Consider the following 13,653-nt stretch of genomic DNA (forward strand, 5'->3'; position numbering starts at 1 on the left):
TATGATGACGCCTGAACAAAAATTTGCCCGCTGGGTACGGGTGAGTATTGCCGCTTTTCTGGGAATATTCGCCTGGTTTATCGTTGCCGATATCTGGATCCCGCTGACGCCGGACTCCACCGTCATGCGCGTGGTGACCCCGGTTTCGTCGCGGGTCTCCGGCTATGTCTCGCACGTCTACGTGCACAACAACAGCCAGGTGAAAAAGGGCGACCTGCTGTATGAGCTCGACCCAACGCCATTCATTAATAAAGTTGAAGCGGCGCAGATCGCCCTCGAGCAGGCGAAACTGAGCAACCAGCAGCTGGACGCGCAAATCGCCGCCGCCCGCGCCAACCTGCGCACTGCGCAGTACACCGCGCGTAACGATAAGGTCACGCTCGATCGCTACCAGCGCTTGAGTACGATGCAGAACGTCTCGCAGTCCGACCTCGATAAGGTGCGAACCACCTGGCAGACCAGCGAGCAGTCGGTCTCGGCGCTGAACGCGCAGATCCAGAACCTGCTGATCCAGCGCGGCGAGCGCGACGATAAGCGCAACGTCACCCTGCAGAAATACCGCAACGCGCTGGAGGAGGCGCAGCTGAACCTGGCCTGGACCAAAGTGCGTGCGGAAACTGACGGCATGGTCAGCAACCTGCAGCTGAACCCGGGGATCTACGCCACCGCGGCGACGGCTGTGCTGGCGCTGGTTAACAACAACACTGACATCGTCGCCGACTTCCGCGAAAAAAGCCTGCGCCACACCGCGGTGAATACCGATGCGGCGGTGGTCTTTGACGCCCTGCCGGGTCAAGTCTTCCCGGCGCACGTGACCAGCAGCGACGCCGGGATTCTGGCGGGACAGGAGGCGGTGAACGGCCAGCTGTCGCAGCCGGAGCAGTCCACCCGCTGGGTGCGCGACGCCCAGCGGATGCGCATTCACGTCGCGCTGGATCAGCCGCTGGACAAACCGCTGCCGACCGGCGCCCGCGCTACGGTGCAGCTGTACAATAGCGAGGGACCTTTTGCCCGCACCTTCGCCGGCCTGCAGATCCACCTGGTGAGCTGGTTGCACTATGTCTATTAATACCCTGGCGCATGTCTTTACCCCGCACGGCAATATCGTCTACACGGCGAATGATTTTCGCCAGACGGTGCGTATCGCCGTGGCCGGGACCATTGCGCTCAGCATCTCCACCTTCTACGACGTACAGTACGGCGTATTTTTCGTCGTTTATCCGCTGATGCTGATGTCGCTGGTACCGATGTTCAACCTGCACGTCGCCCGCCAGTTTATATTTAGCGCGGCGGTAAACTGTGTCGAAATGGTGCTAATTGTCGGCTATTTGTCGCAGTGGCCGGTGATCATGACCCTGGTGGTGTTTGCCCTGTACGTGATGCGTTTCCGCTTTATGAGCCAGGGACCGCTGTTCCTGTTGGGATCAATGGGGGTGGTGTGCCAGAGCACGATGCTCAACTTTATGAGCTATCCCACCAGCAACTGGCACACCCTGATGTTCTCCAATATGGAAGCCTGCGTGATGGCCGTGGCGCTGAGCGCGCTGCTGCATTACCTGATCCCGGACGTCGAACCGCGCAAGCCGCCGCCGCGGATTGAGAAAGACGCCGCCCGCATCCGTCATGAGTCGCTGCTCTCCGGTACGGTAGCGACGATCATCTTTGTGGTGTTTCAGATCTGCGATCTCAGCGACTCGCTGTCGGCGCTGATGGCCGGGATCCTGATCCTGTTCCCGATGCACTATCGTGGGGCGGTGATCAGCTCGATCTGGCGCGTCGTCGGGGTGGTGCTGGCCTGTCTCTATATACTGGTGGTGCAGCTGATTATCTATGATTTCAGCAACCACATGATCCTGATGATGCCGCTGATTGGTCTCGGGCTGGCCTTCAGCGCCCGCCTACACGTGATGGAGAAAGTGGGCGCCGGGGTGGGCTTCGCCAGCATCACTACCATCGGCATTATGTTCGGCCAGAATTTACATCCGTATCAGGATCTGGTGTTCAGCGATCTGTACCGCATCACCTCGGTGACGGTCTCGCTGGTGGTGACGCTGACCCTGGTTTTTCTCATGCACCGCCTGCTGAACTGTTTCGCGGCGACGCGTTTTGTGGTGAGCGATTAACCTGCAGGTGGGAAGGTGGCGAGACAGCGCCATGCTTCCCCGTTCTGCTGATACAGCGCCGCCGTCTGTTCCGGGACGATCCAGCCTCGCGCATCGGCTTCCGTCCCCTCCAGCAGGATGCACAGCCCGCAGCCGCTGCGCAGCTGGCGGGGTATATCTTTGACCTCGAAGGCTACTCCCGCCGCCTGCATGGCTTTGCGCATCCGAACCACCCCCACCGTGGAGTGAAATAAAAACAGAAACGTTGTCATCCGCGCCTCCGCTGGCGCTGGCCGATCAGCGCCGCGCCGATCGCCCCGGCAAACTGGGCGTCGGGATGGGTTGTCACCGCCATGCCGACATGGCTTTCCAGCATCCGGGCAAAGGCGGCGCAGTGGCTGACGCCGCCGGTAAACAGCAGCGGCCCCTGCGCCGATAAGCGGCCAATAAAGTTCGCGCTGCGCCGGGCCATGGCGTTAATCACCCCGGCCAGAATCGCCTCCGGCGCGACGCCGGCCGACCGCAGGCTAATGACCTCCGATTCGGCAAACACCGTGCACATACTGGTAATGGCGTGCGGTTCCACGCCGTCGGTAATGGCGTCCAGTTGTTCGACGCTGGCGCCGAGGGTGCGTGAAATGACTTCCAGAAAGCGGCCGGTGCCGGCGGCGCATTTGTCATTCATCAGGAAGTCGCTGAGGTTGCCCCCGGCGTCCAGCTGGATAACTTTGCTGTCCTGGCCGCCGATATCAATCACCGTGCGGGTGTCCGGCGCCAGCAGGCGGGCGCCGAGGCCGTGACAAGAGATCTCCGTCACCTGCTTATCGGCAAAATCCACCAGCTGGCGGCCATAGCCGGTGAGGGTTAAAAAAGGCGTCTCCGTGAGGCCAGCGCGCAGTGTCTCCCAGGCCTCGTGGATGGCGTCGGCGGGGCGAAAGGGGGTGGGGCAGAGGAAGCGGCGCACGATGACGCCGTCCGCCAGCAGGATGCCTTTTGTGGCGGTGGAGCCGGAATCAATGCCAACCGTATAGTTCACGCCAGCTCCTTACAGCATTTCGATAAAGGCGGCGACGCGGGTGCTGAGCTGGCCGAGGTCCGCTGTCGAATAGTCGGTTTCAATCGCCATGTAAGGAAGATCGTGCTGTTGGCGCAGATGGCGTTTAATCGCCAGCGATTCCACGGCATAGGTATGGCAGGCCTGCAAAATGACGTCGATCACCCCGTCGGCCTGATACTCCTCCACCATCTGGCTCAGCAGCTGCAGACGCTGGTCGTTGGGGGAGATACAGGAGCAGCCGATGGCGAGATATTTATCGGTTAAGGCGTCGTAGACGTCACCCTCTTCCGCCACGCAGCGCTCGGTCGCTTTCGCGCCGGTGCAGTTCTCATAGCCGACCACCCAGCCTCCGTTTTCCTCGATGGCGCGGACCACTTTTTCCGCCGCGCCGCCGATCGGGCAGCCGGTGATCAGGATCCGCGGACGAGGTTCCAGCCGTTTACCCTGCTGCCACTCCTGATGGATGCGCTCCGCCATGGCATGCAGTTCATCAATCAGGGCGGTTTTGTCGAAACGAAAAGTGGCGCCGTACACCACTTTCAGGATGTCGCCGCCGCTGAGCGCCGGCGGATTGAGCTGCCCGAGACGATAAAAGTGGGCCAGCGCCCGGCGCTCGCGATTTTTCAACACGATGGCTTCGCGCAGCGCCGCCTCGCTAATCGGCGTGCCAAATCGGGCCTCAATCACCTGCTGCAGGCGCAGGATCTCCGTTTTCCACAGTGCGCGCGAGGCGGCATCGCTGGCGCTGTTCGGCAACTGCATGACGTGGACCGCCTTGAACTCGGCCATGTACTCATACATTTTCTTTTTGCCGTCGCAGGTGGTTTCCCCAACCACCAGGTCAGAGAAATAGAAGTAGGGACATTTATCGGTTTTGCCGAAGCCGTAGCTGCTTTTGATAAGCGGGCAGAGGTTGCGCGGGAGATCTTTTTCCGCTTCCTCGATGGTTTCATCGGAGGTTGAGCACAGCGAGACGACAACGGCGCCCGCCGCCATGGCGATCTCCTGGGGCATAAAGGTGCAGTAAGTGCCCACCAGCGGTACGTTCTGCTCTTTAAGATCCATGACGGTGAGAAAGCCCTTCTGGCGAGCTTCTGAGAACTGGTCAAAAATGGCGGGTAGATCGGTGATAAGCGACATGGTTTTCCTTCCCCGTACACGGGAGATGCTGAAAGAGTCGCCATTATAGCCATGGTGTATGCAGGGTTTTATTGATCTCCTGCGTCTGTACGCGGTGTTAATAGACCTTTTTCAAATCCATCTCTTCCTGGATACGCTCGCTCCATGCCTGATGGGTGCGGATGGCCTCTTCGATACCGGCGTTGTAAAACAGCGGCCCCAGCTCTTTGGCGATAAAGTCGACGAAAAATTCGGCGTCAAACTGCTCCAGTTCGAGGTCGAAGGTCTCTGCGCAGTACTTGCTGAGCCTGTCGCGCAGCAGGTCGCGCTGCGCCTGGCTGAGTTCAATGTCATTCATGATGGGGCTTTCTCCGTAAAAGGGCTCACGACTGCCGGGCTTCGATCACCGCTTGTCCGCGCTGGTGGCGTAACAGTCCGGCCAGGCAGCAGGCGGCGACAATCCCGGCGGCCACCGCCAACAGGTGGAAGGGGAGTCTGCCGCCATGGAACCACAGCCAGCGCGCGCCTTCAATTGATAACGCGCTGACGCTGAGGATCACGATATTCAGCGAGGCGGAGACCGTGCCTTTCGGCAGGTCGTTGGAAAAGAGGGTAAAGCGAAACAGCGTCGGGAAAATCAGCCCGATGCCGAAGGCGTAGAAGCAGGTGCCGAGCACCGACCACAGCCAGACGTGGGGCCATACCAGATTGCCAACGATCAGGATGGCCAGGCCGAGCATCTGTACCGGCACCGCGCTGAGGACAAAGCGCGGGCGGGTGGGGTCTTTTACCCAGCGCGCCACCGACAGGTTGGCGATGATAACGGCGCTGAAGACCGGCACCTGGCTCCAGGCGAACTCGCTGGTGGTCAGTCCGCCGGCGTCCATTAAAATCACCGGCGATACCGCCACCCAGTTCATCAGCGGAATATAGCTCAGCGACAGCGTGGCGGCGCCGAGTAAAAAGATGCGGTTGCGAAAGACGTTGCGAAAATCGCGCAGCACGCCCACGGGGCTGAACGGCACATCGCCGCGGCGCACCGTCTCCGGCATGGTCAACAGCAGGCCGAGCCAGGCCACCAATCCCATGGCGGCGATAATGCCGAACAGCGCTTTCCAGTGAATGAAATGCATCAGCGCCGCGCCGGAGAGCGGACCGACGATCGGCGCCACCAGCACGACGGAGGTGATCACAGCCATCAGTCTGATCGATCTTTTTTCCTCAAAGGCCTCTTGTACGGTGACGTAGCCGACGGTGGCTATAAAGCAGATGCTGGTGCCCTGCACGAAGCGGGCAATCAGGAACTGCGTCATGGAGGTGGTGAATAGGGTCGCCAGGCATGCGAGGGTGAAAATCAGCGCGCCGGTGAGCAGCACCGGACGCCGTCCTATCCGGTCAGAGAGCGGCCCCAGCAGCCACTGTAGCGCCATGCCGCCGGCCATATACAGGCTCACCGAGGCCGGAGCCAGCGCCACATCAGCATTGAAATCCCGCACCACGTGCAGGATCCCCGGCTGGATCAGATCGGTAGTGAGATAAGCGGAAAAATCATATAGAATTAACGCCGCCGGGAAGAACAGCGCGGCGGCGTGTCGGCTCAGCCAGTGGGAAATCCTGTGCATCATCTCGCCCTCCCTGTGGAATATTTATCAGCGCTATTGTTCGGATAGTATCATTGCTAACCAATATGCAGATGCAGCAGCGAGGGGATCTGCGAGAGCAGCCACAACAACAGGCCGATGGTTCCCCCCACCAGGGTACCGTTGATGCGGATGAACTGCAGATCTTTACCGATATTGAGCTCGATCTGCCGCGACATATCGCGGGCGTCCCAGCTCTTCACTGTGTCGCTGATATGGCGGGTGAGGAAGGCGGCGAACTCCGGCGCCACCCGGTGCGCCGCCTGCTCCAGGTGTTCGTTAAGCGATTCGCGCAGCGCGTCGTCGCGGAGTAAGGTTTCACCGAACCACTGCCCCGCCTCGGCGATACGCTGCTTAATACGTGAGTCGTCGCTGCTGATATCGTTTTTTACCCAGCCGCGCAGGTCGCCCCATACTTCGCCAAGATAGTGGTTAAAGGTCTCATCATTTTTTAGCCAGGCTTTGATGTTATCGGCCTTCTGCGCCATATCCGGGTCGGATTTCAGGTTATCGATAAGCTTTTGCACGGCGCGGTCAAAAGTCTGACGGATCTGATGCGTACGGTCGTGAGTCACCTCGTCCAGCAGGGTATTCACCGCGTCGGTGACCATCTCAGCGCTGTGCTCGCCGAGCCACTCGGTGGGTAGGAGTTTGGCCTTCAGCGGGTGTTCGGTCTCCAGCCAGTGTACGATGCCGCGGGCGATAAAGGCGCGGGAGCTGTCGCGCTGCAGCAGGGCAATCAGTTGGTTTATCAGCGAATCGAGCAGCTTTTGATGGCGATTGTCGCGGGTCAGCCCCTCCAGCATCATGGCGCTGGTCTGCGTCAGGTCGACCTTATCGATAGCCTTATGCACCGCGCGTCGCAGCAGACGTTGAATGCGCGCGTCATCGGTCAGTTCGAGAAAACCGCTCATCACCTGCAGCAGGTGCTGGCCGACCCGCCGGGCGTTCTCCGGCTGGCTGAACCAGTTGCCGAGCATCAGGGCTGGCTGATAGCGGCGGATCAGCGCGACCAGCGACGGGGTATCAAGGAACTTTTCCTCGACAAAGCGGCCGAGGTTGTCGGCGATGCGGTCTTTATTGCGCGGAATAATCGCCGTATGGCGGGCGACAAAGGGCAGCGGAATACGGCGAAACAGAGCCACGACCGCAAACCAGTCGGCCAGCGCCCCGACCATCGCCGCTTCGGAAATAGCTTTTAGCGCACCGACCCAGGGCGACGGTGGTAGCGCGAGGGTAGTGATAAAAATGGCGGCTGCAATCAGCAGCAGCGACAGCGCCAGCAGTTTGGCGCGTTTCAGTTCAGCGAGTTTTTCCATATGCTTAAGCATATAGCCTGACGGCGAGGTCGTGCAAAAATCGCCAGATAATCCCCAGGCCGAAGAGCATCAGGATCGCCCCCGCCGCCCGCTCGACTCGCCAGACGATGGCGCCCAGGCGGCGCTGTATCTGTGGCAGCGCAATCGCGCTCACCAGCAGTAAATCCCAGAAGAACACCACGCTGACCATCCACAGCCCGCTCACCGTTTGCTGAAGCAGGGTCACAGCCGCCCCGAGCAGGGAAGTCATCAGCGCCAGATAAAACAGGGCGTTTTTGGGGTTGAGCAGCGATGACCCCAGCCCTAGCAGCAGCTGCCTGCCGAACCCCGGACGCGCTGCGCGAACGCTCTCCATCGCCAGCGTCGCGGGACGGCTGCGTATCAGCAGGCTGCCAATCCACAATAAATAGCCCGCCCCCAGCAGCTCGATGAGCAAAAAAAGCAGCGGCGCCTGGCGCAGAAGCCCCCAGCCGACGATGGCGAGCACAATATACAGCGCATTGCCTGCGGCGATGCCGAGACACAATCCGATGCTGCCGCGGATCCGGTAGCGCACGGCGTAGCCGACCAGCAGAAAAAAATCAGGGCCCGGACTGAGCAGAGCGACAAAGTGGGACAGGGCTAGCGCCGGGAAGACGGCGGGAAAGAGCGTCGATAAGGTATGCATAGTGGCCTCGATAATGGTGCAGAGGCCACCCTACGCCAGGTGGCGTATTACTTATTGTCAGATATTGATCTGCTTTGCGCATACTGCCGCGGCGTGGCGGCGGTATAGCTGACAAAGGTTTTATGGAAATGGCTCTGATCGGCAAAGCCAGCCTGATAGCCGACGTCGGCGATAGGATCCCCGGCGCGTAAGCGCGTTTTCGCATATTCGATGCGCGCCATGTTGATCAAACTAGCGGGCGTCAGGCCGGTATCTTGTTTCACGGCGCGGATAACGGTCTCTTTACGAAGCGCGCTGTCGTGGGCCAGCTTATCCAGCGACGGCGACGCCGGCAGATCCATCGCCAGGCGCTGAAACAGCAGGGCGCTGGCGTGATGTGGCGCCTGCGGCGCGGCGGCGCACAGCGGCAGCGCGTGCAGGAGTTGCGCCAGCCGGGCGGGCAGTTGTTCAAGGCTCCCGCGGCTCATCAGGGCGACAACCTGCTGGAAACTGGCAAAGAGAGGGCTGTCGCGCAGCAGCGGCTGCGGCGAGGTGATACTGGCGCCAGGGGGAATATCCGGGCGCTGCGCGTGGCACCATGTCGCGTCCAGGTAAAGCATGTGATAGCTGCGCGGCCTGCCATGCAGCGGATTACAGCTATGCGGCGCGTGCGGCGGGATCACGATCAGATCCCCGGGTTGCAGCAGGTACTCCTGGCCAGCGCACAGGCAGCGCGTTTCCCCCTCGATAATCGCCCCCACCGAGAGCTGGGGGTGGCTGTGGTGCTTATAGGCCTGGCGGCTGCGCCAGGTGCTGCGCAGCTCCAGCCACGGCAGACGATCGTCTCGCCAGAAGGTTTGGGGGATATCTCGGGTATGGTTCACTGCTTTGGCCTTTGCTGCGGGGATAAGCCGTTTATAGCATGCTGCGCCGAGGCTGTCGCCCGCCTGGATTTGCGTACCGCGTCGAAAAAGGATGTCACGCTTGCAGTCCGGGGAAATATGTTTTCGTAGCGGAATGTAAAATCCCGGTTTCCGGGGGTGCCAGAGATATTCATGGGAGGTAGAGTCCCTGCAGGATAAGCAGGCAGGGATGAGCCGATGGCAAAGGGCACCACCTCGACGCCGCATGATGCGGTGTTTAAACAGTTCCTCACTCAGGCCGACACCGCGCGCGATTTTCTGGCGATCCATCTACCGCCTGCGCTGCGTCAGCGCTGCGACCTCGATACCTTACAGCTGGAATCGGCAAGCTTTATCGAGGAGAGCCTGCGGGCCTGGTACTCCGATGTGCTGTGGTCACTCAAAACCGCCTCTGGCGAGGGCTACATTTATGTGGTTATCGAACATCAGAGCTCGCCGGATGCGCAGATGGCCTTCCGCCTGATGCGCTACGCCATCGCCGCGATGCAGCGCCATCTTGATGGCGGTCATACAAAACTGCCGCTGGTGGTGCCGATGCTCTTCTATCACGGAGCGACCACGCCATACCCGTGGTCACTCAACTGGCTGGACTGTTTTGCCGATCCACAGCTGGCGAGTGAGCTTTATATCTCGCCCTTTCCGCTGGTGGATGTCACGGTGATCCCCGACGATGAGATCGTTCGCCACCGGCGCGTGGCATTACTCGAGCTGATACAGAAGCATATTCGCCAGCGCGATTTAATGGGCATTGTTGAGCAACTGACGACGATTTTACTTAGCGGGGACGCTAATGACAGACAGCTAAAAACGCTGTTTAATTATCTGCTGCAGACTGGCAACGCGCGCCGCTTTGGCCGGTTTATCCACGAAGTGGCGCAACGGGTTCCTCAGCACAGGGAGAGATTGATGACTATTGCTGAAAGATTACAGGAAGTGGGCCGCAGAAAAGGCAAACGGGAAGGCCGGCTTGAAGGCAGACAAGAAGGACAGCATGCCGAGGCGCTGCGCATTGCCCAGAGGATGCTGGCCGACGGCATTGCCCGCGAGACGGTGGTGAAAATCACCGGCCTGACCGCCGACGAGATCGCCGCGCTGGCGCATTGATAACGCCGGGGCGGCCTGACGGTCGCCCCGGTTAGCCTCGTTATGGAATATTCCGGATATACCTAACTTTACCCGCATCGCCAGCCATCTCGACTACCCTTAATATCCTTAACGGCATTTTTGACTGCCTTAGTAGCGATAACAAGGAGACATGCGATATGGCCTATCAGACGGTGAATCCTGCGAACAATCAGCTTATTAAAACGTACCCGGCGCACAGCGATGCGGACGTGGAGGCGGCGCTGCAGCAGGCGGATGCGCTCTACCATTCTGCCTGGGCAAAAGGCGATATTGAACCGCGGCTGGCGGTACTGCATAAGCTGGCGGATCTGATCGATAGCCGGGCGGAGGAGCTGGCAAAAATCGCTAGCCAGGAGATGGGGAAACTCATTAAGCAGAGCCGCGGCGAAGTGAAACTTTGCGCTCAGATCGCCCGCTATTACGCCGATAACGCCAAATCGTTCCTGGCGCCGGTGAAGTATCCCTCCGAACTGGGTGAAGCCTGGGTTGAGCACCATCCCATTGGCGTCTTACTGGCGGTGGAGCCGTGGAACTTCCCCTATTACCAGCTGATTCGCGTCCTTGCGCCAAACCTGGCGGCCGGTAACCCGGTTATCGCCAAACACGCCAGCATTGTGCCGCACTGCGCGGAGACCTTTGCCCATCTGGTGCGTGAGGCCGGCGCTCCGGAGGGGGCGTGGACCAACCTGTTTATCTCCCAGGATCAGGTGGCGAAGATTATCGCCGACGATCGCGTGCAGGGCGCGGCGCTCACCGGGTCGGAGAAAGCCGGCAGCGTGGTGGCGGCGCAGGCGGCGAAGCATATTAAGAAATCAACGCTGGAACTGGGCGGCAATGATGTGTTTGTCGTGCTGGACGATGCCGACCTGGAGCGCGCGGTGAAAATCGGCGTCCAGGCGCGGCTGAACAACGCCGGCCAGGTGTGTACCGCTGCCAAGCGCTTTATCCTGCACGAAAATATCGCGGATGCGTTCCTGACAAAATTTAGCGAGGCGTTTCGCCAGGTGAAAATCGGCGATCCGCTGGATGAAAGCACCACGCTGGGGCCGCTCTCTTCCAAAGATGCGCTGGATACCCTAAGCAAACAGGTGGACGAGGCGGTGAAAAATGGCGCTAAGCTGCATCTGGGCGGCAAAGCGGTGGCTCGAGAAGGCAATTTCTTTGAACCCACCATTTTGACCGGTATCACCCGTGATAATCCGGCGTACTTCGAAGAGTTCTTTGGCCCGGTGGCGCAGATCTACGTGGTGAAAAACGATGAGGAGGCAATCCAGCTGGCCAATGATTCCCACTATGGTCTGGGCGGTGCGGTGTTCAGTCAGGATATCGAACGCGCCAAACGGATGGCCTCCGCCATTGAAACCGGAATGGTTTATATCAACTGGCTCACCGATACCGCGCCGGAGCTGCCGTTTGGCGGCGTGAAGCGTTCCGGTTACGGACGGGAGCTCTCCGATCTCGGCATCAAAGAGTTTGTGAACCAGAAGCTGGTGGTGGTGCGCCGCTAAGCCTATGACCCGGCCATAAAAAAACCTGCCATTCGGCAGGTTTTTTTATGGCTAATGCTCAGCGCACCTTAACTTTATCGCGGGGCGTTGATCATAATCAGAAGGTGACCCCGCCGCCCACATAGGCGCCATCAATCAGGGTGTGGTTCGGGCGACCCTCTTTACCGTCAACGCTCACATGGCGGTAACCCACTTTCAACGTCACTGGACCAATCGGAGACCAGCTCACGCCGCCGTTCGCTTCAACATAGTTTTTCACGCTGTTGTTCAGACCATCCGGCGCGACATACCCTTCGCCAAACACGTGGATGCTGTCGGTCAGGGTCACGTTCACCCCGCCGCCGACCGGAAACGCGACGCCGTTATCGCCTTTTTTCGGCCCGAGGTAGATGGCTTTCGCGCCGGCGTTGAGCATCACCGGGCCCACTTCCAGGTTGTAACCCGCGCCCACGCCGCCGGTCTGGCTACCATCATCGGTATTCTTCAGCCAGTGGCTTTCGGCGTACAGGCCAGAAGAGGATTTACCCATTTCCATATTCAGATTAGTGAAGTTTTTACCCTGTTCAACGGTAAACCCCACCGCCATGGCGGAACCAGAGACCGCGGTCAGGGCTGCAAGAATAAGGATGTTAAGCTTTCTCATGGTTTACTCCTCGTCAATAAAGTTGTCTGAGGGCACCTTAACAAGCGATGTTTACCTCTGCAAATGTGACTTGCGTCGATTTTTTATGCTGGTTTTGTCAGGAAGGTGTTTTGAAAATGTTGTAATGACGTTGGGTTACGGCGAGGTCAATCATCAAATTTAGCCTGTTTAGCCGTGGTTTAATTGGTGGGCTAAACAGAAACTGAACAGAGCAGTCATTAATTATTAAGGGGCCTATTCATTCAGTTTCTTATAATTTCCAAAAATGTTTCTACTGTTACTTATTAAAACGTTGCTTTACATTTTTCGACGCGCTGCCGACGTTTGGTCCCTGTTTTTGACGAGGTCTCAGAGAGAAGGGGGCCTGCGCCTTAGGGCGCAGGCGGGCAGGTTAGCGTCGTAAACCGGCAAACGCCGCGCGAATTTCCTCTTCCGGCAACTGAATGCCGATAAACACCAGCGTGCTGTGCGGCGTTTCATCGCCCCACGGGCGATCCCAGTCGGCGCTGTAGAGGCGCTGCACGCCCTGGAACAGCAGGCGATTTGGCTCGCCGTCGATCCACAGCATGCCTTTATAACGCATCAATTGCTCGGCGAAGGAGAGCAGCAGATTTTCCATTACCCGTGAAACTTCACTGATATCCACCGGATAGTCGAGCTCGACCACAATCGACGAGACGTCATTCTGTTTTTCTGCCACAAAATGAAAGCGCGGTGTGGCGCTGACAACCTTCTCTTCCAGCATAAAACCGCTGGTGTTAAACAACTGGCTTAAATCGATATCGCCGTGAATGACGGTATAAATCGGCGCCCGCGCGTTAATGCGCGCCAGCCGTTCACGCAGCTTTTCGGTGTCGCCGGCGACGTCGGTTTTGGTTAACAGGATCCGGTCCGCGTAGCCGACCTGCGACTGGGCGATGGTGAACTGATCCATCTGCTGGTCGGCATGGACGGCGTCAACCAGGGCGATCACGCCGTCCAGCAGATAGCGCTCGCAGAGCACCTGATGGGAGAAAAAGGTCTGGATAATCGGCCCCGGGTCGGCCATGCCGGTGCATTCAATCACCAGCCGGTCAAACTCGATTTCGCCGCGATCGCGACTGTCGAGGAGATCGAGCAGGGCGTCTTCCAGTTCGTTGGAGCGTGTACAGCAGATACAGCCGTTGGTCAGGGTTTTAATCTGCGTGGCGCGGTCGCCGATGAGCTGATCGTCGACGGAGACTTCGCCGAATTCGTTTTCAATCACGGCGATTTTGAAACCGTGCTGCTCATTGAGGATATGGCGCAGGAGGGTGGTTTTTCCTGCGCCGAGAAAACCGGTGAGTAGGGTGACTGCAATCGGTGCCATTATTGCCTCCATTAACAGCAGCGTACGCCGCCTTTGCCGTCGCCGCCGTAGCGGGCCTGCTGGCGTTCGCGGAAGAATTCTTCATAAGTCATGTACGGCTGATCCGGATGGTTGGTTTGCATATGCGTGACGTAGTTGTCGTAATCCGGAATGCCAATCAGCATTTTTGCCGCCTGACCGAGATATTTTTTTGCCTGACCTAAGTTACCAAACATTATAAGTT

Annotated in this window: 15 protein-coding genes; 4 read left to right on the forward strand and 11 right to left on the reverse strand. The window is 58.9% G+C overall.

Features of this window, described 5'->3' with window-relative positions; translation table 11 throughout:
* Position 1: 1 nt before the first annotated feature.
* Together KPHS_06070 and KPHS_06080 are read left to right on the forward strand one after the other, a co-directional pair.
* Positions 2-1,069, forward strand: a complete 1,068-nt coding sequence (locus KPHS_06070) for an HlyD family secretion protein (RefSeq protein ID YP_005224907.1) — start codon at positions 2-4, stop codon at positions 1,067-1,069.
* Positions 1,059-2,123 carry a putative (R)-hydroxyglutaryl-CoA dehydratase activator (putative oxidoreductase) gene (locus tag KPHS_06080; protein YP_005224908.1) on the forward strand — a complete coding sequence of 355 codons (1,065 nt, stop codon included), beginning with the start codon at positions 1,059-1,061 and terminating at the stop codon, positions 2,121-2,123. The genes KPHS_06070 and KPHS_06080 overlap by 11 nt, the downstream gene beginning before the upstream one ends.
* Here the strand turns inward: KPHS_06080 and KPHS_06090 are convergent.
* From KPHS_06090 to KPHS_06160, 8 genes are all read right to left on the reverse strand, one after another.
* Complete coding sequence (locus KPHS_06090) at positions 2,120-2,374, reverse strand: DUF3343 domain-containing protein (RefSeq protein ID YP_005224909.1); 255 nt, start codon at positions 2,372-2,374, stop codon at positions 2,120-2,122. The two genes, KPHS_06080 and KPHS_06090, sit on opposite strands and share 4 nt — an antisense overlap.
* Complete coding sequence (locus KPHS_06100; protein ID YP_005224910.1) at positions 2,371-3,138, reverse strand: hypothetical protein; 768 nt, start codon at positions 3,136-3,138, stop codon at positions 2,371-2,373. The genes KPHS_06090 and KPHS_06100 overlap by 4 nt, the downstream gene beginning before the upstream one ends.
* 9 nt (positions 3,139-3,147) lie before the next feature.
* A complete protein-coding gene (locus KPHS_06110) occupies positions 3,148-4,299 on the reverse strand; it encodes a putative 2-hydroxyglutaryl-CoA dehydratase (protein YP_005224911.1) in 1,152 nt (383 codons plus the stop codon).
* A 97-nt stretch (positions 4,300-4,396) separates the two neighbouring features.
* Entirely contained in the window at positions 4,397-4,636 is a 240-nt protein-coding gene (locus tag KPHS_06120; protein ID YP_005224912.1) for a DUF2164 domain-containing protein, read from the reverse strand.
* A gap of 25 nt (positions 4,637-4,661) precedes the next feature.
* Positions 4,662-5,903 carry a multidrug resistance protein MdtM gene (locus KPHS_06130; protein YP_005224913.1) on the reverse strand — a complete coding sequence of 414 codons (1,242 nt, stop codon included), beginning with the start codon at positions 5,901-5,903 and terminating at the stop codon, positions 4,662-4,664.
* A 53-nt stretch (positions 5,904-5,956) separates the two neighbouring features.
* Complete coding sequence (locus KPHS_06140) at positions 5,957-7,249, reverse strand: putative transmembrane protein (RefSeq protein YP_005224914.1); 1,293 nt, start codon at positions 7,247-7,249, stop codon at positions 5,957-5,959.
* Positions 7,242-7,904: an amino acid exporter gene (locus tag KPHS_06150; protein YP_005224915.1), complete on the reverse strand. Its 663-nt coding sequence runs from the start codon at positions 7,902-7,904 to the stop codon at positions 7,242-7,244. The genes KPHS_06140 and KPHS_06150 overlap by 8 nt, the downstream gene beginning before the upstream one ends.
* 47 nt (positions 7,905-7,951) lie before the next feature.
* Entirely contained in the window at positions 7,952-8,767 is an 816-nt protein-coding gene (locus tag KPHS_06160) for a negative transcriptional regulator of cel operon (protein YP_005224916.1), read from the reverse strand.
* Positions 8,768-8,983: 216 nt separating this feature from the next.
* Here KPHS_06160 and KPHS_06170 point away from each other — a divergent pair, with 216 nt between their 5' ends.
* Both KPHS_06170 and KPHS_06180 read left to right on the forward strand, forming a co-directional pair.
* Positions 8,984-9,910: a putative transposase gene (locus KPHS_06170; RefSeq protein YP_005224917.1), complete on the forward strand. Its 927-nt coding sequence runs from the start codon at positions 8,984-8,986 to the stop codon at positions 9,908-9,910.
* 158 nt (positions 9,911-10,068) lie between these two features.
* On the forward strand, positions 10,069-11,439 hold the full coding sequence (locus KPHS_06180; RefSeq protein YP_005224918.1) for a putative aldehyde dehydrogenase: 1,371 nt from the start codon (positions 10,069-10,071) through the stop codon (positions 11,437-11,439).
* 97 nt (positions 11,440-11,536) lie between these two features.
* Here the strand turns inward: KPHS_06180 and KPHS_06190 are convergent, their stop codons facing one another.
* The 3 genes from KPHS_06190 to KPHS_06210 form a co-directional block, all read right to left on the reverse strand.
* The gene (locus tag KPHS_06190; RefSeq protein ID YP_005224919.1) at positions 11,537-12,082 is read right to left on the reverse strand and encodes a putative porin; all 546 of its coding nucleotides are present in this window, start codon (positions 12,080-12,082) and stop codon (positions 11,537-11,539) included.
* Between the two features lie 391 nt (positions 12,083-12,473).
* Positions 12,474-13,430 carry a putative GTP-binding protein YjiA gene (locus KPHS_06200; protein ID YP_005224920.1) on the reverse strand — a complete coding sequence of 319 codons (957 nt, stop codon included), beginning with the start codon at positions 13,428-13,430 and terminating at the stop codon, positions 12,474-12,476.
* Between the two features lie 11 nt (positions 13,431-13,441).
* Positions 13,442-13,645 carry a YbdD/YjiX family protein gene (locus tag KPHS_06210; protein ID YP_005224921.1) on the reverse strand — a complete coding sequence of 68 codons (204 nt, stop codon included), beginning with the start codon at positions 13,643-13,645 and terminating at the stop codon, positions 13,442-13,444.
* Positions 13,646-13,653 lie beyond the last annotated feature (8 nt).

This window comes from Klebsiella pneumoniae subsp. pneumoniae HS11286 (assembly GCF_000240185.1).
Classification (GTDB): domain Bacteria; phylum Pseudomonadota; class Gammaproteobacteria; order Enterobacterales; family Enterobacteriaceae; genus Klebsiella; species Klebsiella pneumoniae.